Source organism: Labrys sp. E2SS-1L, from assembly GCF_057073705.1.
The window spans coordinates 4,469,573-4,486,391 of record NZ_CP172712.1 but is presented as its reverse complement, the minus strand read 5'-3'; the positions used below and the strand labels follow the sequence as shown (position 1 = coordinate 4,486,391).

Genomic DNA, 16,819 nt, shown 5'->3' with positions numbered 1-16,819 from the left:
GAGATTGCGAGCGGCAGGCGGTGCTTTGCGTCAACAGGCAAGGACATCCGGTCGTCTGTCTCATTGCCCCGGAGCGCGCTGGGCGATGGTGGTGACGATCACCCCGGCGGCGATCACCCCGGCGCCGAGCCAGGTCAGCCAGTGATAATGCTCTCCCAGCAGGAAGGTGCCGACACCGAGGCCCAGGGCGGCGGCGACGTAGCCGATCTGGGAAAGATAGACCGGCCCGCCCGCCATTTGCAGGCGAAAGAAGAAGGCAAGCATGGCGGCGCTTGCCGCGACCTGGGCCGTGCTGACCAGCGGAGCGTTGGCGAGTGTCCCGAGGCCGAGCTCTCCGCTCGTGGCGAGCAGGGCTGCCGACATCACAAGGGCGGCGGCAAGATTGCTGCCTGCCGCCAGAGCCAGGGGCCGGGCGCCCGGCGGCCAATCCAGAGTGCGGTAGACATTGCCGCTTGCCAGCGTGAGCGGAATGAGGAAGCCGATGGCGATCCAGAGGAAATTGACTTCGCCGACGCGGCCCTTGCCAAGCACGATGAGCATGGCTCCGAGGAAACCGATCAGGATACCGCAGATGCCGAGCAGATTGGGGCGCCGCGCATTCAAGGCGGTCGCCAGGATCGTGGTGATGATCGGCGACAGCGTGTACATGATCGAGGTGTAGCCCGAGCCCAGGTGCGGAATGATCAGGTAGACCAGGAAATTGGGCAGGGCGTAGGAAATGATGCCGCCTATCGCGTAAAAGCGCAGAAAGGGCGACGTCAGGGGCAAGGCCTCCCGGCGGAGGACCAGCACGGCGCCGATGACCAGGGCGCTGCCCGCCGAGATCAGCAGCGTCCATACGGCCGGCGGAATGCCAGCCGCGCCCGACAACTTGCCGAGCGGAAAATACAGACCGAGAAATGCGCCGGTCACGAGAAGCAGAAAGACAGGTGCCGGTGTGTTGGAAGCGGGCATGGATGGGCTTGTGCGGGCTTGATGGAAAGGAAACGCATGCCCGCTTGCGCCGGGACGCCGGCCGTGCAGCAATGGCAAATCCCTTCGCCGCCGGGCCGATTCCCATGTTCGATGTTTCCCTGCTTGCCGCAACCTTTTTTGCCGGCTTCCTCTATACGATCTCACCCGGACCGGCCTTCCTGGCTTTGTTCGCGCTCGGCGCGGCGAAGGGGCGCACGCCCGGCGCCTGGTTCATGACCGGCCATCTCGTCGGCGACATCCTGTGGTCGGTGGCGGCCTTGGCGGCGATCGTCGGGGTGAGCCAGATCGGTCCGACCCTGTTCGACATTCTCGGCATCGGCTGCGGGCTCTATCTGATCTATATGGGCGCGCGGGCCGTGATGACCCGGCGGGACGGCAAGGCGGCCGTGATCGGTGCCGACCGGCCGCTGGTCAACGGGGTGATCTTCGGCATCACCAATCCGAAATCCTATCCGGTGGCGCTCGCCACCTTCGGGGCCCTGGTGGCGCCCTATGGCGATCACATCACCTGGGCTGCAACGCCGGGCCTGATCGTGGCCGCCTTCCTCGGCTTTGTGGCGGCGGATTTCATCCTCTATGTCGCCATCGGCCTCAGGCCGGTGCGGGCCTTCTTTGCCCGTTATGGCCTGTGGGTGACGCGGATCGTCGGCGTCGTCTTCATCGGCTTCGGCCTGAAGTCGCTGCTCGACGGCGCGCGGGGGCTGGCGAGTTCGGCACGGTGACGAGCGGCTTTTTGAGCGGATCTCTGGATAATTGCCACCGGGGGCGTGCTGCCCCTCAGCGAGAAGGTACGAATTCGAACCAATCACCCCAAACGCTGGCGTGCCTTGGCGCTGGCGCCGCCGATCAGGCGGTCGGCGATGATGCCGATGAAGGCGATGGCGAGGCCGGCGACGATGCCGCGGCCGGCATCCGCCTTGGCGAGGGCGATGAAGACCTCCTGGCCGAGATCGCGCGTGCCGATCATCGCGCAGATGATGATCATGCTCAGCGAGAGCAGGATGGTCTGGTTGATGCCGAGCATGATTTCCGGCAGCGCCATCGGCCATTGCACCAGGCGGAAGGTCTGCCAGCGCGTGCAGCCGGCCGTCTTGGCTGCCTCGATCAGGGTCGGCGGTACCTGGCGCAGGCCGTGATTGGTGTAGCGGATGGCCGGTACGATGGCGAAGGAGACCGTTGCGATCAGGGCGGTGACGTCGCCGACCCGGAACAGCATGACGATCGGGATGATGAAGCAGAAGGACGGCAGGGTCTGCAGGGTGTCGACGACAGGCTCGATGATGCGGAACACCCGATCGCTGCGCGAAGCCCAGACGCCGATCGGCATGCCGATCAGCATGGCGAGGACGGCCGAGACGCCACAGAGATAGACGGTCGACATCGTCTTCTGCCACAGCCCGGACGAGGCGCAGAACAGCACGAGCAGGCCGACGAGGAGGGCAAGGCGCCAGCCTGCCAGGCGGTATCCGGCCAGCACCAGCAGCACCAGGGCGGCGAACCAGGGAATGGCTTCGCAGAAGGCCCTGATAGGATTGAGCACATAGACCAGCAGCCCGACGCGCAGGGTTTCGATCAGGTCGAAGAAATGCACGGTGATCCAGTCGACGCCGGCCTTCCACCAGGGCGCGGTCGACAGGGTCCAGCCCGCCGGGATCTTGGCGAGAGCCGGCAGGACGAGGCTGGCCAGCGTGGTCGCAGCCAGCAAGGCCAGGGCCAGGACAAGATGGGGATGGCGGGCGACAAGCCCGACACCCTCGTGATGCACGGGCCGGCCGCCACGATAAGCGAAGGCCTGCGAGAGACGGTCGAGCGCGATGGCGAGCACCACGATGGCGAAACCCGCCTCCATGCCCTGGCCGATCTTGAGGGCCCGGAGGGCGAGCAGCACGTCATAGCCGAGCCCGCCCGCGCCGATCATCGAGGAGATGATCACCATGTTGAGCGCCAGCATGATCACCTGGTTCACGCCGACCATCAGCAGGGGACGCGCGGTGGGGATCAGCACGCGCCAGAGCTTCTGGCGCGGCGTGCAGCCCGCCATCACGGCAAAATCGGCGATCTCGGAGGGAATACGCGACAGCGCCACCATGGTGGCCCGCACCATCGGCGGCGTGGCGAAGATCGAGGTGGCGATCATCGCCGAGACCGGGCTGTTGCCGAACAGGATCAGCATGGGGATGAGATAGGCGAAGGTCGGGATCGTTTGCATCAGGTCGAGCGCCGGCGTGACCGCCAGCCGTTCGAGCTTCGGAAAGCGCCAGGCGGCGACGCCGAGCAGCAGGCCTGTCAGCACGCAAAGCGGCACCGAGATCAGGATCAAAGCGAGGGTGAGCATGGCCCCCTGCCACTGGCCGAAGAGCGCGATATACCCAAAGCAGGCTGCCATCAGTGCTGCGAGCCGCAGGCCACCCGCTGCGTGGCCAGCAATGATCGCCGCCGAAATCACGCCGAGCCAGGATAGCGTCGGCAACGGGATGCCCCACAGTTTCAAAGGCTTGGCCAGCAATCCGAAAGCGATCTGGAGCGGAAGGTCGAGAACGGAGGCGATTGCTCGCGTCAGCCAGCTCAGATTGGTTTTCATCCAGGCCATGAGGGCCGACATCCAGCTCGCGAAGGGCACGATCCAGTCGTCGGGCCAAGCAGACAGCCAACCCGTATTCGATCTCAAGAGGTAGAGCGTGACGGCGAGCAGGAAGGCGAGGCTCCAAATCGCCGCCCAGGCCGTTACCCGGCCGCCATGCGGTGCCTGCGGTTGAGCAAGGGAAAGGGGGGCTGGCTTGCTCAAGCGGCGGTCCTGCGCTGATCGCTGCCGGTCAGGATGTCGAGCACGGCATTGGGCGAGACCTCGCCGAGTAGAGTGCCGGTGAGATCACGGACCGCAAAGGGCGCGGCGGCGCCGATGACGTCGGCGGCAAAAGAGGAAACCTTGTCCGTCGGAGCGAGATTGCCGGCATAGGCGGAGCCTGGCTGGGGAGGGCGCATGAGGCCATGGGCCGAGACCACCTTGGCCCGCTGGACGTCACGGGTAAATTCGGCAACGTAATCGGTCGCTGGCCGCGTAACGAGTTCCTCGGGCGTACCGGTCTGGATGATGGCACCGTCTTTCATGATGGCAACGCGATCGGCAAGGCGGATCGCCTCGTCGAAGTCATGCGTGATGAAGACGATGGTCTTGTGCAGTACCTTCTGCAGCCGGACGAGCTCGTCCTGCATCTCCCGGCGGATCAGCGGATCGAGCGCGGAGAAAGGTTCGTCGAGGAACCAGAGTTCGGGCTTGGTGGCGAGGCTGCGCGCGATGCCGACACGCTGCTGCTGGCCGCCCGAAAGCTCGCGCGGATAGAAGCCCTCGCGGCCGCGCAGGCCGACGAGGTCCACCATGTCCTGGGCCCGTTTCAGCCGCTCGGCCTGGGCGACACCCTGGACCGCCAGCGGGAAGGCGACGTTCTCGATCACGCTCAGATGCGGCAGCAGGGCGAAGTTCTGGAACACCATGCCCATCTTGTGCCGGCGAAGCTCGATCATCTCCGCTTCGCTGGCCTTGAGCAGATCCATGCCGTCGAACTCGACCGTGCCGGCGGTCGGTTCGATCAACCGGGCCAGGCAGCGCAGCAGCGTGGATTTGCCCGAACCGGACAGCCCCATGATGATGAAGATCTCACCCTCATGCACAGTCAGGCTGGCCTCGCGCACGGCGGCGATCAGGCTCGCCTTGGCAAGGTCCTCATCCGTCGGTCGCTGGCCATGCCGGGCCAGCTCGCGGGCAGCATTGGGGCCGAAGACCTTCCAGACGTCACGGCAGGCGAGCTTCACGGCTCGCATGGTGGCGTCCGAGCCCGGCGAAGCGATCGCGCCTTGCATCGGTGCCTCTTGAATGCATCGGGTAGCCGACGGACGGATTTTCGGATCCGCCCGCAACGACGGCGTCAGCCAGGGAGCAGGGCAGGTTGGTCACCCCCTGCCATCGCGATTCACTGCGCCCAGGCTTTCCAGGTCGCTTCGTGATCGGTGACCCACTTGGCCGCGACCTCGTCCAGGCTCTTGCCTTCCAGATCGACCTGGCCGCTCAGCTTGTTGAGCTCGTCGGTTTCGATCGTGTAGGCCTTGGCGACCTTGTAGGCCACGGGCCATTTGTCCTTCATGCCGGACCAGGCATATTTCCAGATCTCGCCATGCGGCTTGCCGCAATCATATTTGGCATCGGGGTTGGTGCCCCATTTCGGATCGGTATAGCAGGCCGGCTCATATTCGGGGAATTGCACCCACTCGCCCTGATATTTCGCCGTGGCCCAATGGGGCGAATAGATCCACAGCATGATCGGCGCCTTGCGCTGATAGGCGGAATCGAGTTCGGCGAACATGGCGCCATCAGTGCCGGCATGAATGACCGTGAAGGGCAGCTTCAGCGCTGCCACGCGTTCGTCATCGAAGCCTTCCCAGGTCACGGGCCCGCCGAGATAGCGGCCCTTGGGCGCGGTATCGGGCGTGGAGAAGGCTTCGGCGCATTTCGGGTCCAGCAGGGCCTTCCAATCGGGCAGGCCGGGGCATTTCTCCTTCATGTAGATCGGGTACCACCACTCCTCCTTGGCCTTGGGGCCGAGCTTGCCCAGGCGTTCGGTCTGCTTGGTGGCATCGGAAGCCTTCATGGCCTCGCCGGCGGTGGTGTCCCAGAATTCGACGCCGAGGGTGAGATCGCCATTGGTGAGGCCGGTTGTCAGGCTGGAGAGATAGTCGGCAGTCGGATATTCGACGGTGTATCCGAGCTTTTCGAGGATGCCGCCCAGGATCTTGGCGTTGAGATTGACGCTGGTCCAGTCGAACAAGGCAATCTTGATGGGATCAGAGGATTCCGGCGACGCCGCCGAGGCCGGCGAAATCCCCACGAGCAAAGCGAGCGCCGCGGCCGCAAAGCCGCTGCGTTGAAATACTTTCAGGCAGTCCATGATTGGCACCCTTCCGTCTCTCTGAATGGCCGGCCGGCGCTTGTGCCTCTTGTGGGCGAGTCTGTCGCCCTGGGTCTGTCGCCACTGCCGATCGTGAAAGTGTGGCCCAGAGATCGCTCTTGGGCAAGTTATTTTCGTACCAAGAATATTGGCTATATTTCAGGACGTTACTGATACTTCTTTGGGCGCTTTGCTCGAAAAGGCGGCGCCCGCTTCATGCCGAGTTCTTGCGTAGTGTCGCCCGATCCTGCACCGGGATTTCACGGTGGGACCAATGCGCCTGCATCGAGGCTGCAAATGCGCCTGCGAGGATTGGGCATGGCAATGTTCAGGCTCTTCCTTCGCGAATTCTGGTTGTTCGGCCTCAAGCAGGCCTGGGCCTGCCTGTTCGGCGGTTCCTTCCTCGCCCTGATCCTGGTAACGCGCTTCTACTATCCGGAGGGGGCCTGGCTCGGCCGCTACGACTTCCTCTGCTTTGCAGCGCTGGGCATCCAAGGCCTGCTGCTCGCGCTCAAGCTCGAGACCTGGGAAGAGGCCGCCGTGATCGCGGTCTTCCATGTCGTCGGTACCATCATGGAGATCTACAAGACCCAGGCCGGTTCCTGGGCCTATCCCGAGCCGAGCCTGCTCAGGATCGGCGAAGTGCCCCTGTTCTCGGGCTTCATGTATTCGGCCGTCGGCAGCTACATCGCCCGCGCGGCCCGCTTGTTCGACTTCCGCTACAGTTCCTATCCCCGCATGCGCTGGACGATCCTGCTGGCAGCACTGATCTATGTGAATTTCTTCACCCACCATTTCCTGCCGGATATTCGCCTCGGCCTGTTCGCAGCCATTGCCATCCTGTTCTGGCGTACGCGGATCTACTTCACGGTCGACCGGGAGCCACGCTCCATGCCGCTGCTGCTCGGCTTCCTCCTGGTCGCCTTCTTCATCTGGATCGCCGAGAACATCGGCAGTTTCGGCCAGGTCTGGATCTACCCCAACCAGCGTCACGGTTTCGCCCTGGTTTCGCTCGGCAAGCTCGGCGCCTGGTATCTGTTGATGATCGTCAGCTTCGTGCTGGTGTCGCTGGTGCACCGGCCGGTGTTGCTGAAACGTGCTTCCCGCCGACCGGCGCCTATTGCCGGCTGAGCGGCGCCGGGGTGCGTATGGCCCGGCCGACGATTTCGGGGGTAGGCAGATAGCCGTGCGAGGTGCGCATCTCGGCAAGATTGTCGATGATGTCGCAGGGGAACGGGGCCACCCGCCGGGTCGCCATGTCGATGTTGAGGGAAATCAGCTCACAAGTCGCCGACACCCAGCCTTCGGTGGCGTGGCAGAGTTCCTCATAGATGTGCAGGCGCTTTTCGTCATAGCCGACCAGTTGCAGGCGCACCCGCACGGGATCGTCGAGGTGAAGTTCACGCTTGTAGATGACATGCACTTCGCCTGTGAAGAACGACATGCCGCGCTCGCGGATGTAATCCTCGCCCAGACCGACGAGCGACAGCGCCTCGCCAAGGGCGTTGTCGAACAGCACGTGATAATAGGCCATGTTCAGATGGCCGTTATAGTCGATCCAATGCGGTTCGATGCGCATCTGCGAGGATACGAACGGCGCGAAGAACAATGCCGGCAATTTGCTGGTGTCAAACATCTCCGCCCCCACGCCACAAAGTCTTCTGCCCTCTCACCCACTTCAAACTGAATATCCGAACCTGTTGGGCAGGCTCGGATATTCAGTTCGTTTCAGAACTGTCCGCACCGAACGGGGGCCGATCGATCACGATCGCGATACCCTCTGGCGCAGGCCTTTCAAGTCAGTGTATGCCAAATGGCTCATACCTCAAGACAAAGTAACATATTATGGTCAATCCCGGCGCAAATTCCCGGCGCTACCAGCCCGAAGATCTGTCCGCCGTCCGCGATGCCCTTGCCGGGCAATTCGGTCCGCGCTTTTCTGCAGGCCAGGCCCTGCGCGATCAGCATGCGAGCACGCTGACCTGGCTGCCCGCCCAGGCGCCGGATGCCGTGGTCTTTCCGGACAATGAGAGCGAAGTGGCCGACATCGTCCGGCTGTGCGCCCTCCATGGCGTGCCCATCATTCCCTATGGCACCGGGACTGGCCTGGAGGGGCATGTCAATGCGCCGGAAGGCGGCATTTCCGTCGACACCAGCCGCATGAACGCCATCGTGGCCGTGCATGCCGAGGACCTCGATGCCGTGGTGCAGCCGGGGGTCACGCGCAAGCAGCTCAACGACTATCTGCGCGACCAAGGATTGTTCTTCCCCATCGATCCCGGCGCAGACGCGTCGCTGGGGGGCATGGCGGCGACGCGCGCTTCGGGCACCAATGCCGTGCGCTACGGCACCATGAAGGACAACGTCCTTTCGCTGCGGGCGGTGCTGGCCAATGGCGAGATCATCTCGACGGCGAGCCGTGCCAAGAAGAGCTCGGCCGGCTATGATCTCACCCGCTTGCTCGTCGGTTCGGAGGGAACGCTCGGCCTCATCACCGAAGTGACCCTGCGCCTGCACGGCATTCCCGAGGCCATCAGTGCGGGTATCTGCCCCTTCGGCAGCGAGAAGGCCGCCTGCGATGCGGTGATCGCCACCATCCAGTCCGGGCTTGCCGTGGCGCGCATCGAATTGCTCGACACGTTGATGGTGAAGGCAGCCAATGCCTATTCCGGTCTCGGCCTGCCGGAGACCCCGATGCTGTTCCTGGAATTTCACGGCAGCGATGCCGGCGTGGCCGAGCAGGCCGAACGCTTCGGCGAAATCGCCGCCGAATTCGGCGGCGGTCCCTTCACCTGGGCCACCAAGCCCGAGGAGCGCACCAGGCTATGGGCGGCGCGCCACAATGCCTATTGGGCGGTCAAGTCCATGTGGCAGGGGGCCGAGATCGTCGCCACCGATGTTTGCGTGCCGCTGTCGCGTCTGGCCGAATGCGTCGCCGAAACACGCCGGGATATCGATGCCACCGGCCTGATCGCCCCGATCGTCGGCCATGTCGGCGACGGCAATTTCCATGTGCAGCCGATGATCGACATGAGCGATCCCCACGAGGTTGCCGCCTGCGAGGGCTTTCTAGAACGGCTGGTGGAGCGGGCGCTGGCCATGGAAGGCACCTGCACGGGCGAGCATGGCGTGGGGCAGGGCAAGCGCAAATATCTCAAAGCCGAACATGGGGCTCCGGCCCTGGCGGCGATGCGGGCGATCAAGCAGGCCCTCGATCCGGCAGGCATCATGAATCCAGGCAAGATCTTTCCCGATTGAGCGGGCAAGCCGAGGCGGATCCCCGTTCGACGTAGCGGCTTTCCGGGCCACTGCAAAAAGCGACAGGCGGATGCTTCCCCTGGAAACATCCGCCTGTCGTCTTCATTCATCTTGGGCACCCGTCCCGGATGCCTGTCGAGCCTTGCCTGCGGCCAGGCCCAGCTCTGGTTGTTCAAGGACAATTCCGGCCCGGTCCCTCCCAGCCGTGGAACCTGTCCTCTCCTATGGCGTCACCACCACCGGCTGACCAGCGGCCTTTCCTTCAGTAGCGTCCTTGGGTTTGACACGGACGATGATCGGCATCGTCAAACCGGAAGGGACGGGCCGACCATCGAGATAGCCAGCCTGTTGTGTTTGCTTGTCCACCGAAAGAAATACCAGCATGTTTGCGGCTGCTACACGGCTTGTCGGCTCGCTACGGGCCAACGGAGACTGCCCCGTGCTAGTCCCAACCGTATAAAAGCCTGCGCCGAAGACACCTAACGCCAATACGACTCCGACGGAGCTGATCAAGCGTAACATTGTGTACCCACCTCACTGAAAGCGAGAGATACCGTTCCTCTATTGACGCGACGCTGTTGTGACGAACGGCCAGGAATTCGACCGCCCTTTTTGCCCGCCGCTCATTCTTTTGTGTGGAGCATCCAGGCACAGCACAGCCGGCTCATGCTTTAGCATTTATCCCGGCGGAGGATGTCATAGCACAAATTTTGTACGGGTCTTAATGAAATCTAAAGAATTGGTGAAAATGTGAATATGCAGGGTCGTTCGTAAGACAATTGCCGCCGAATCTGTTCATACTGAGATTTTTGCGCGCGATTTCGGCCTCAAAGGCTACCCGTTCGCTGCCTTGTGCGGTGACCCGGGACCACAGTTTCTCCCTGTTCCCGGTTTCGTCTCGCCTTGGTTTTCGCGTATGGTCGGAGCTGGTAGGGGAGGAGCTTCGAAACCGGATTCACCACGCCGCGATTGGTCGGAATGGAAGGTTTTCCGGCTCGGGAGCAAAGCGCGTTCCGACAGAACGCATTTTGCTCCAATGCTTTGTTTGGACGCGTTTTTGCGATTCGTGACGACAGGAATGGATCGCAAAAGGCTTTGGAAAGGACGTGCGGCGTGCGCGAGGCGCTCACCGTTATCGGTTTTTTGTTGATCGTGGCGTTTGCGGCCGTGTTCACCGCGCCCCTCTACGTCGACTGGAACGCTTGGCGCGAGGACATTGGTGACCGCCTCACGCAGCATTTCGGCACGCCCGTCATCATTCGCGGCCCGATCGAAGCGCGCCTCCTGCCTCAGCCTTGGCTCTCCTTGTCCGATGTCAGCATCGGCGACCCCTATGGCACCACCAGGTTGAACGTTGCCCGCATCGACGGAGACGTCAGTCTCGGCGGCCTGTTGCGTGGCGACGTCGATCTTTCCAATGTCGTGGTACGTGATCCGGCCTTGTCGGTGACGGCCGATGACGAGGGCACGATCGCCCCTCTCTCGAAATATCCGGTGTCTCTCGGGGCGGCGGTCGAGAGCTTCGAGGTCAGCGGTGGCTCGCTTCATTATGTGAACAAGGTCGACGGCCAGGACATCAGTCTCACCGGCATCAATCTGGTCGGTGAATCCGGCTCGGTGCTCGGTCCCTACAAGGCCGAGGGCGGGATCAAGATCGCCGGCGTGCCGCATACGGTGAAGATCGCCACGGGCGTCGCCGAGAAGGGCAGCCTCAATCTGCGTGTCACGGCGGTGCCGGCGGACAAGCCGGTAACGCTCGATCTCGACGGCCAGGTCAAGCTTCAAGGGGGGAAGCCGACATTCGTGGGCGCGGCAACGCTGCTGCGTCCAACTTTCGCCGCGAAGGCAGCGGGGGAGGGAAGCGCCGATGATCAGGGAGCCAGCGAGCAACAGGCCTGGAGCATGTCGGGGCCGGTGACGGCGACGCCGGCAGGGGTGGTCTCCGACAAGGTGGCGATCCAACTGGGGCCGGACGAGCGTGCCCTCAAGCTCACCGGAAGCGTGAACCTGGCTTTCGGCACCACGCCGGTGCTGGAGGCGAACCTCGTCGGCAAGCAGCTCGAGCTCGATCGTTTCGTCGGTATCGGCCCCGACAAGCGCCAACCACCGGCTGCAGTGCTGGCCAGGCTTGCCAGGGTCGTGCCCGTGCTGGCGGGTGCGGCCACCAACGCTCAGATCGATCTGGCCGCCGACGGCCTCATGCTGGGCGGCGAGTTGACCCAGAATGCCCGGGCGAGCATCCGGGTGGCCGACGGGAAACTGCAGGTTGATCGCCTCGAGGCGGACCTGCCGGGCAACAGCCATCTCTTGCTGGCCGGTGACGTCAATGACGAAGGCGGCGGTTTCAAGGGCAATCTCGACCTCAAATCGGATCGGGCCACCGGCCTGATCGGCTGGCTGCAGGGCCAACCCGTCCTGGGACGGCCGGATGCTGCCCGCAAATTGTCCCTGAAGGCTGCTCTCGAAGCCGACGCCGACAAGGTCGATTTTTCGCAGCTGACCCTTGCCATCGACGATGCCGCGGTCAGGGGCAGGCTGGCCTGGAACCGCTTGGCGCAGGGCCGTTCCGCCGGACGGGTCGAAGCCAATCTCGCCGCGCAACGCATCGATCTCGACGTGCTGCCATCGGTGGCCGCTCTTCTGCCTGGCAGCAGCGATCTGTTCAGTGAAGCCGATGTCCGCTTGAAGGCCGAGGCTTTGGCCCTGTCCGGAATCGAGGCCAAGTCGGTCAGCGGGCATATCAAGGCCGGCGGCAAGCTGATCGCCTTGGAGGACGTGGTCGTCAGCGACCTCGGCGGTGCCAATCTCACGGCCAATGGCCGTATCGACAATATCGGCGCCGAGCCCCAGGGCGAAATCCGCATCGTGCTGAACGGCAAGGACCTTTCAGGGCTGGCGACAGCGCTCAAGCGCAGCACGCTGCCGGCTTTCTGGGTCGACGCCTTTGCGGCCCGCGCGGCAGCGCTCTCGCCGGCCAATGCCAGCCTTTCCGTCGCCTTCGGCGCGGCGCGGCGTTACTCGGTCGACGGCAAGTTCGGTGGCAGCGTCCTGCAACTCGACACGCAATTCGCAGGCAAGGGGACAGGGGAGAGTGCCGATATCAGGGTGAAGGCCGACAGCCTCGACGTGGCCACGCTGATGCGCCAGGCCGGGTTCGATTACAGGGCGGGTTCCGTGCCCGGGCGCGCCTCGCTGGAAATGGCTTTGTCGGGCCCGCTCAATGGCGCGATGCGTTGGAACGGCAGTTTCGGTGGAGCGGGGCTGCAGCTTTCCGGTACCGGCAAGATGACCGGCTCATTCGAGGCACCAGCCTTTGACGGACGTTTGACGGCCAGCACCGACGATGCGCTGGTACCCGCCCAGCTCCTGGGTCTGCCGCTTCCCGGCGTGGTCCCGTCTCAGGGCGCCACGCTGGATTCCGGCTTTCGTGCCAGGGCAGGACGCTACGTCTTCGACGACCTGACGGGGACCGTGCTCGGCATGCCGGTCAGTGGTGCGCTCACCGTCAGTGCCGGCAGGCCGGCACGCCTCGACGGGCGGCTGAATTTTCTCAAGGCCGACGGCCAATTGCTCGGCTCGCTGTTCTCAGGAGCGGATCTGAGCGCCGGAAATACCAATGGCAATGCCTTTTCCGATGAGACCTTCGGCCCGGGAACCTTCGATGCCCTGGCCGGTCGGCTCGCCATCTCGGCCAAGACGTTGCGCCTGTCGCGGCGCTTGCCGGAGCTCGACGATGCGCGTGCGGTGCTGAATTTCGGCGCCGGCAAGGTCGCCGTGGACGATTTTGCGGCGAAACTCGCCGGTGGCGACGTCAGCGGTGCCCTCCAGCTTTCGCATGCCGCCCTCGATACCGCGGCGAGCGGGCGTTTCTCGCTGCGCAGGGTGGCGCTGCAAGGACATCAGCTCTCGGGCGAGTTGGCCATGGGGATGGAATTCCAGGGCAATGGCCGTTCGCCCGATGCCGTGATGTCCTCCCTCACCGGTGGCGGAACTGCCGAACTCGCCGAGGCATCGCTGGCCGGGCTTTCGGAAAAGGCCTTCGACCAAACGGTGGCGGCGGTGGATGGCGGGCTTTCCGGCGATGCCAGTCACGTCCGGGAAGCCTTCGAACGCAGTCTCGACGAGGCGCCGCTGCAGACCGGCGCGATCAATGGCAATCTCTCCCTCGCGGGCGGCGTCCTTCGCCTCTCCTCGACGAGGGCGACCTCGGCCCAGGGCAGCGTTGCCCTTTCCGGCCTGCTGGATCTGTCGGACCTGACGGTGAAGGCGGATATCGCCCTCTCGCCTACCAACCCTGCCGATGGTTTTGGCGGCCCGGCCCCGACAATTCCGGTGCAATTGCGCGGCACTATCGACGCCCCGCAAAAGCAGGTCGACGTGTCGAGCCTTGTCGCCTGGCTCAGCATCCGCGGCGTCGAGCAGCAAGCCCGCAAGCTCGAGGCGCTGGAGGCCCAGCGGCGGATCGAGGAGAAGGCGCAGGAAGATGCCCGACGCGCCGAAGCCCTGAAGATGCAGAAGGCAATCGAGGATGCCCGTCGGAAGGCACTGCCGCCGCTGCAATTGGGGCCGGTCGCGCCGGCAACCGGCGGGGCGGGCGTGCCGCTCGCGCCGTCGTCCGGCCTTCCCGGCGCGCCGCCGGTGAAACTGCCTGCGCTCGAAAACCTGCCTGTCTCGCCGGTGACACCCGGGCATACCACGGTGGTGCCGGCCCCGCTTCTGCCGAATGCCGGGCCGGCCTTGCCGCAGGCACCCATCGAGTCCCCGCCCGTTGGTCCCTGAGACGAGGCTGGAAGCCTGGCTTCCCGCTCTCTTGGTTGAAATGAATGTTCAAGACCGCGAGTGGTATTATAACGCCGGCAATTCTGGGCCGCGAAATGAGCCGGCTGGACCAACCATGGTGGCAGGGCTGAGTCCGAAGGAGGCCGTGTCTGCTCGCTTGAAGGGAAAAATGGCCGTTGCCGTAAAGGCAGTCCTTATAACTCGACGACAAACAGCGGACAGGGGCCAAGCCGGTCTTGGTAGCTGTGCATGCTTTTCAAGCAATCGGGCGAATATGATTGCCGCCCGTGTCAAATCATCTCGCGCCTCATCCTCGGCGTACATTCTCCAGGACGAAGAGCCGGATTGCGGAAGACAGATTTCCTTGGGCGCGCGTGGCATCGATCTCGGCAACGACGTCCGAGAGCGTGAGATCGCGCTTGGCGGCCAGTTCCTTCAACGTTTCCCAAAAGGCGTCCTCGAGGGATACGCTCGTCTTGTGGCCGGCAATGACGATCGAACGTTTAACGACTTTGCTTTTCATGGCAGCCCATCACTCTACATTATTGGGCTCCAGGCGGTGTCTGTCGAGGTGCCTTTCGGCCTCCTGCTTGTCCGCCTGCAGCCTTTCCCTATCGATGCGCGAGAGTCCATGGATCGAGCGTTTCCGGGCGGCCTCCTGCCCGGCTTCGGCCCTTGCCCGAGCCTTGCGTACTCTCCTCAAATTCACGATCTCAGCCATCAGCTTACCGGAAAGGAACTTTCTCTCAAGTGAACAACTTCAATATCGACTTGAGGCTCGATTGGGTTGCATCTTGTAAGACATATGCGTTGGTTAGAAAACAACGTTCCTGTCATTCTTTATCTGGCGTGATCATCCGTGCAAGGCTCATCGCACTTTCAAAAGCTCTTTCGTCCATTATTTTTGCCGCCAATATTTCCTGAAGTAGAGTGGTACCGTTACGGTGCGCCGTCTTGGCAATATAAGCTGCCTTATCATAACCTATGACAGGTGTTAGCGCGGTCACCAGCATCAAGGAACGCGCTACGAGATCGCTGATTCGCGACGTGTCGGCCTCGATGCCGCTGACGCAGTGATCGGTAAAGCTGTTGGTTGCGTCGGCAAGCAACCGGACCGATTGCAGCACGGCGTCGGCGATCACCGGCTTGAATACGTTCAGTTCCAGATGTCCCTGGCTGCCGGCAAAGGTGACGGTACTCTGATTGCCGAACACCCGGGTGCAGACCATGGTCATCGCCTCGCACTGCGTCGGGTTGACCTTGCCGGGCATGATGGAGGAGCCCGGCTCGTTTTCGGGCAGTATCAATTCGCCGAGCCCGGCCCTGGGCCCCGAACCGAGCAGGCGGATGTCGCTGGCGATCTTGAACAGGCTGACGGCCAGGGTATTGAGCGCACCATGGGCCGACACCAGGGCGTCGTGGGTGGCGAGGGCTTCGAACTTGTTGGGCGCGGTGACGAAGGGCAGGCCGGTCAGGGCGGCAAGCTCGGCTGCGATTCGCTCCGCAAAGCCCTCGCGGGTGTTGAGGCCGGTGCCGACCGCGGTGCCGCCCTGCGCCAGCGGCATCAATTCGGCGAGGCCGGCCTCGACCCGCCGGATGCCTTGCTGCAACTGTGTGACATAGCCCGAGAACTCCTGGCCGAGCGAGAGCGGGGTGGCATCCTGCAAATGGGTGCGCCCGATCTTGATGATGTCCTTGAAGGTCTCGGCCTTGTGCTCCAAGGCGGAGGCAAGATGGCGCAGTGCCGGCAGCAGGCGGTCGTGGATCTCGCGGGCTGCAGCCACGTGCATGGCGGTGGGGAAGGTATCGTTCGAAGACTGGCCGCGATTGACATGGTCGTTGGGGTGAACGGGCTTCTTGGAACCCATGGCGCCGCCGAGCATCTCGATGGCGCGGTTGGAGATCACCTCATTGGCATTCATGTTGCTCTGCGTGCCCGAGCCGGTTTGCCAGACGACCAGAGGAAATTCATCGTCGAGCCTGCCGTCGGCGACTTCGCGGGCGGCGCGCTCGATGGTGTCCGCCAGAGCGGGGTCAAGCACACCGAGCTCGCGGTTGGCGCGAGCTGCCGCCAGCTTGATCAGTCCGAGGGCGTGAATCAGCGGGCGAGGCATCTTTTCGGCGCCGATACGGAAATTCTCGAGCGAGCGCTGGGTCTGGGCCCCCCAATAATGTCCGGCCGGCACGTCGATCGGCCCGAAGGAGTCGCTTTCCTGGCGGGTGGCGGGGGTGGCTTCGATCATGATGGTCTCCTGCAACTGGCCCTGTGCGTTCATGCCCGGATTCGGGGCTCGCATGGCAGCTCATACTCGGCATTTCCGTGGATCACCTATGGCCGCCATTATGCGCCGGACATGGATGACACAGGCAGGGCAAGATGCCCTCATCCTCAAATAAGGCATGCCAAGCCTGAGGAAAGCTCCGTCAAACCGCAATCGCCTCTTTTTTCTGCCGAACAGGCAGCTTATATTCAGTTTGCCGGCTCGCGCCGGCTATGGCGATAAATGGTCATCGAAATAAACCTATCGGACCCGGGGGCAGTACCCGGCGCCTCCACCAGAGCCCGTCAGGGCGGGCTGCGGCGGGGGCGAAACAGGATCGACGAGGGTGTAAAGGGTGTGCTTTCGCTCGGCATGGTTCCGCCGATATCGGGCCTTTTTTATAGTTGCCAACGACAACTATGCTCCGGTTGCGGTTGCCGCGTAAGCGGTAACTAGACCGAAATCAAGTCCTGACGGGTAGCACCGGCAGGCGGGGTCCGGAGGCACCTGGCAACAGAAGCCTCCACTTCATTCCGGTCTGCCTGCAGGCCATCCGAGATGCGGTCTGCGAGGCGTATGCACGTGCCAGCGGGCCCGACCTAATAA

13 protein-coding genes and 1 other RNA gene are annotated in these 16,819 nt (G+C 63.4%); 5 read left to right on the top strand and 9 right to left on the bottom strand.

The annotated features are described in order from the left end of the window. Nucleotides 1-60: 60 nt before the first annotated feature. Nucleotides 61-954 carry a DMT family transporter gene (locus ACIGJE_RS20945; protein ID WP_415081529.1) on the bottom strand — a complete coding sequence of 298 codons (894 nt, stop codon included), beginning with the start codon at nucleotides 952-954 and terminating at the stop codon, nucleotides 61-63. Between the two features lie 104 nt (nucleotides 955-1,058). Between ACIGJE_RS20945 and ACIGJE_RS20940 the strand changes: the two genes are divergently transcribed. Continuing rightward, a complete protein-coding gene (locus ACIGJE_RS20940; RefSeq protein ID WP_415081531.1) occupies nucleotides 1,059-1,697 on the top strand; it encodes a LysE family translocator in 639 nt (212 codons plus the stop codon). A gap of 83 nt (nucleotides 1,698-1,780) precedes the next feature. On the opposite strand, the gene ACIGJE_RS20935 is transcribed toward ACIGJE_RS20940, so the two are convergent. The 3 genes from ACIGJE_RS20935 to ACIGJE_RS20925 all read right to left on the bottom strand — a co-directional run bounded on the left by ACIGJE_RS20935 (nucleotide 1,781) and on the right by ACIGJE_RS20925 (nucleotide 5,915). Next, on the bottom strand, nucleotides 1,781-3,760 hold the full coding sequence (locus ACIGJE_RS20935; protein ID WP_415081533.1) for an ABC transporter permease: 1,980 nt from the start codon (nucleotides 3,758-3,760) through the stop codon (nucleotides 1,781-1,783). Then, complete coding sequence (locus ACIGJE_RS20930; protein WP_415081535.1) at nucleotides 3,757-4,833, bottom strand: quaternary amine ABC transporter ATP-binding protein; 1,077 nt, start codon at nucleotides 4,831-4,833, stop codon at nucleotides 3,757-3,759. Before ACIGJE_RS20930 ends, ACIGJE_RS20935 begins: the two co-directional genes overlap by 4 nt. A 110-nt stretch (nucleotides 4,834-4,943) precedes the next feature. After that, a complete protein-coding gene (locus ACIGJE_RS20925; protein WP_082979403.1) occupies nucleotides 4,944-5,915 on the bottom strand; it encodes an ABC transporter substrate-binding protein in 972 nt (323 codons plus the stop codon). 318 nt (nucleotides 5,916-6,233) lie between these two features. Here ACIGJE_RS20925 and ACIGJE_RS20920 point away from each other — a divergent pair, with 318 nt between their 5' ends. Then, entirely contained in the window at nucleotides 6,234-7,046 is an 813-nt protein-coding gene (locus ACIGJE_RS20920) for a DUF817 domain-containing protein (RefSeq protein ID WP_415081538.1), read from the top strand. Here ACIGJE_RS20920 and ACIGJE_RS20915 read toward each other — a convergent pair. Next, on the bottom strand, nucleotides 7,033-7,551 hold the full coding sequence (locus ACIGJE_RS20915; protein WP_311941611.1) for a thioesterase family protein: 519 nt from the start codon (nucleotides 7,549-7,551) through the stop codon (nucleotides 7,033-7,035). The two genes, ACIGJE_RS20920 and ACIGJE_RS20915, sit on opposite strands and share 14 nt — an antisense overlap. A 209-nt stretch (nucleotides 7,552-7,760) precedes the next feature. Between ACIGJE_RS20915 and ACIGJE_RS20910 the strand changes: the two genes are divergently transcribed. Further along, on the top strand, nucleotides 7,761-9,173 hold the full coding sequence (locus tag ACIGJE_RS20910) for an FAD-binding oxidoreductase (protein WP_311941608.1): 1,413 nt from the start codon (nucleotides 7,761-7,763) through the stop codon (nucleotides 9,171-9,173). A gap of 222 nt (nucleotides 9,174-9,395) precedes the next feature. Here ACIGJE_RS20910 and ACIGJE_RS20905 read toward each other — a convergent pair whose 3' ends face one another. Further along, nucleotides 9,396-9,557, bottom strand: coding sequence for a hypothetical protein (locus tag ACIGJE_RS20905; RefSeq protein WP_156771335.1), 162 nt, complete (start codon nucleotides 9,555-9,557; stop codon nucleotides 9,396-9,398). Nucleotides 9,558-10,286: 729 nt separating this feature from the next. On the opposite strand from ACIGJE_RS20905, the gene ACIGJE_RS20900 reads away from it, so the two are divergent. Continuing rightward, on the top strand, nucleotides 10,287-13,952 hold the full coding sequence (locus ACIGJE_RS20900; protein ID WP_415081541.1) for an AsmA family protein: 3,666 nt from the start codon (nucleotides 10,287-10,289) through the stop codon (nucleotides 13,950-13,952). 307 nt (nucleotides 13,953-14,259) lie between these two features. Here ACIGJE_RS20900 and ACIGJE_RS20895 read toward each other — a convergent pair whose 3' ends face one another. The 3 genes from ACIGJE_RS20895 to fumC form a co-directional block, all read right to left on the bottom strand. Beyond that, complete coding sequence (locus ACIGJE_RS20895) at nucleotides 14,260-14,475, bottom strand: ribbon-helix-helix domain-containing protein (protein ID WP_068282176.1); 216 nt, start codon at nucleotides 14,473-14,475, stop codon at nucleotides 14,260-14,262. A gap of 9 nt (nucleotides 14,476-14,484) precedes the next feature. Further along, nucleotides 14,485-14,673 carry a DUF4169 family protein gene (locus ACIGJE_RS20890; RefSeq protein WP_311941598.1) on the bottom strand — a complete coding sequence of 63 codons (189 nt, stop codon included), beginning with the start codon at nucleotides 14,671-14,673 and terminating at the stop codon, nucleotides 14,485-14,487. 112 nt (nucleotides 14,674-14,785) lie between these two features. After that, nucleotides 14,786-16,195 (bottom strand): class II fumarate hydratase, encoded by a 1,410-nt coding sequence (gene fumC, locus ACIGJE_RS20885; RefSeq protein WP_415081544.1) that lies wholly within the window; start codon nucleotides 16,193-16,195, stop codon nucleotides 14,786-14,788. 195 nt (nucleotides 16,196-16,390) lie between these two features. Between fumC and ssrA the strand changes: the two genes are divergently transcribed. Continuing rightward, nucleotides 16,391-16,741: a transfer-messenger RNA gene (gene ssrA, locus ACIGJE_RS20880) on the top strand. Nucleotides 16,742-16,819: the final 78 nt, after the last annotated feature.

Bases quoted from the DNA above. Each gene is read 5' to 3' on its own strand.
- ACIGJE_RS20895 (WP_068282176.1), bottom strand. From the start codon at position 14,475: ATGAAAAGCAAAGTCGTTAAACGTTCGATCGTCATTGCCGGCCACAAG.
- ACIGJE_RS20920 (WP_415081538.1), top strand. From the start codon at position 6,234: ATGGCAATGTTCAGGCTCTTCCTTCGCGAATTCTGGTTGTTCGGCCTC.
- ACIGJE_RS20940 (WP_415081531.1), top strand. From the start codon at position 1,059: ATGTTCGATGTTTCCCTGCTTGCCGCAACCTTTTTTGCCGGCTTCCTC.
- ACIGJE_RS20930 (WP_415081535.1), bottom strand. From the start codon at position 4,833: ATGCAAGGCGCGATCGCTTCGCCGGGCTCGGACGCCACCATGCGAGCC.
- ACIGJE_RS20925 (WP_082979403.1), bottom strand. From the start codon at position 5,915: ATGGACTGCCTGAAAGTATTTCAACGCAGCGGCTTTGCGGCCGCGGCG.
- ACIGJE_RS20915 (WP_311941611.1), bottom strand. From the start codon at position 7,551: ATGTTTGACACCAGCAAATTGCCGGCATTGTTCTTCGCGCCGTTCGTA.
- ACIGJE_RS20890 (WP_311941598.1), bottom strand. From the start codon at position 14,673: ATGGCTGAGATCGTGAATTTGAGGAGAGTACGCAAGGCTCGGGCAAGG.
- ACIGJE_RS20945 (WP_415081529.1), bottom strand. From the start codon at position 954: ATGCCCGCTTCCAACACACCGGCACCTGTCTTTCTGCTTCTCGTGACC.
- ACIGJE_RS20910 (WP_311941608.1), top strand. From the start codon at position 7,761: ATGGTCAATCCCGGCGCAAATTCCCGGCGCTACCAGCCCGAAGATCTG.
- fumC (WP_415081544.1), bottom strand. From the start codon at position 16,195: ATGATCGAAGCCACCCCCGCCACCCGCCAGGAAAGCGACTCCTTCGGG.
- ACIGJE_RS20905 (WP_156771335.1), bottom strand. From the start codon at position 9,557: ATGCTGGTATTTCTTTCGGTGGACAAGCAAACACAACAGGCTGGCTAT.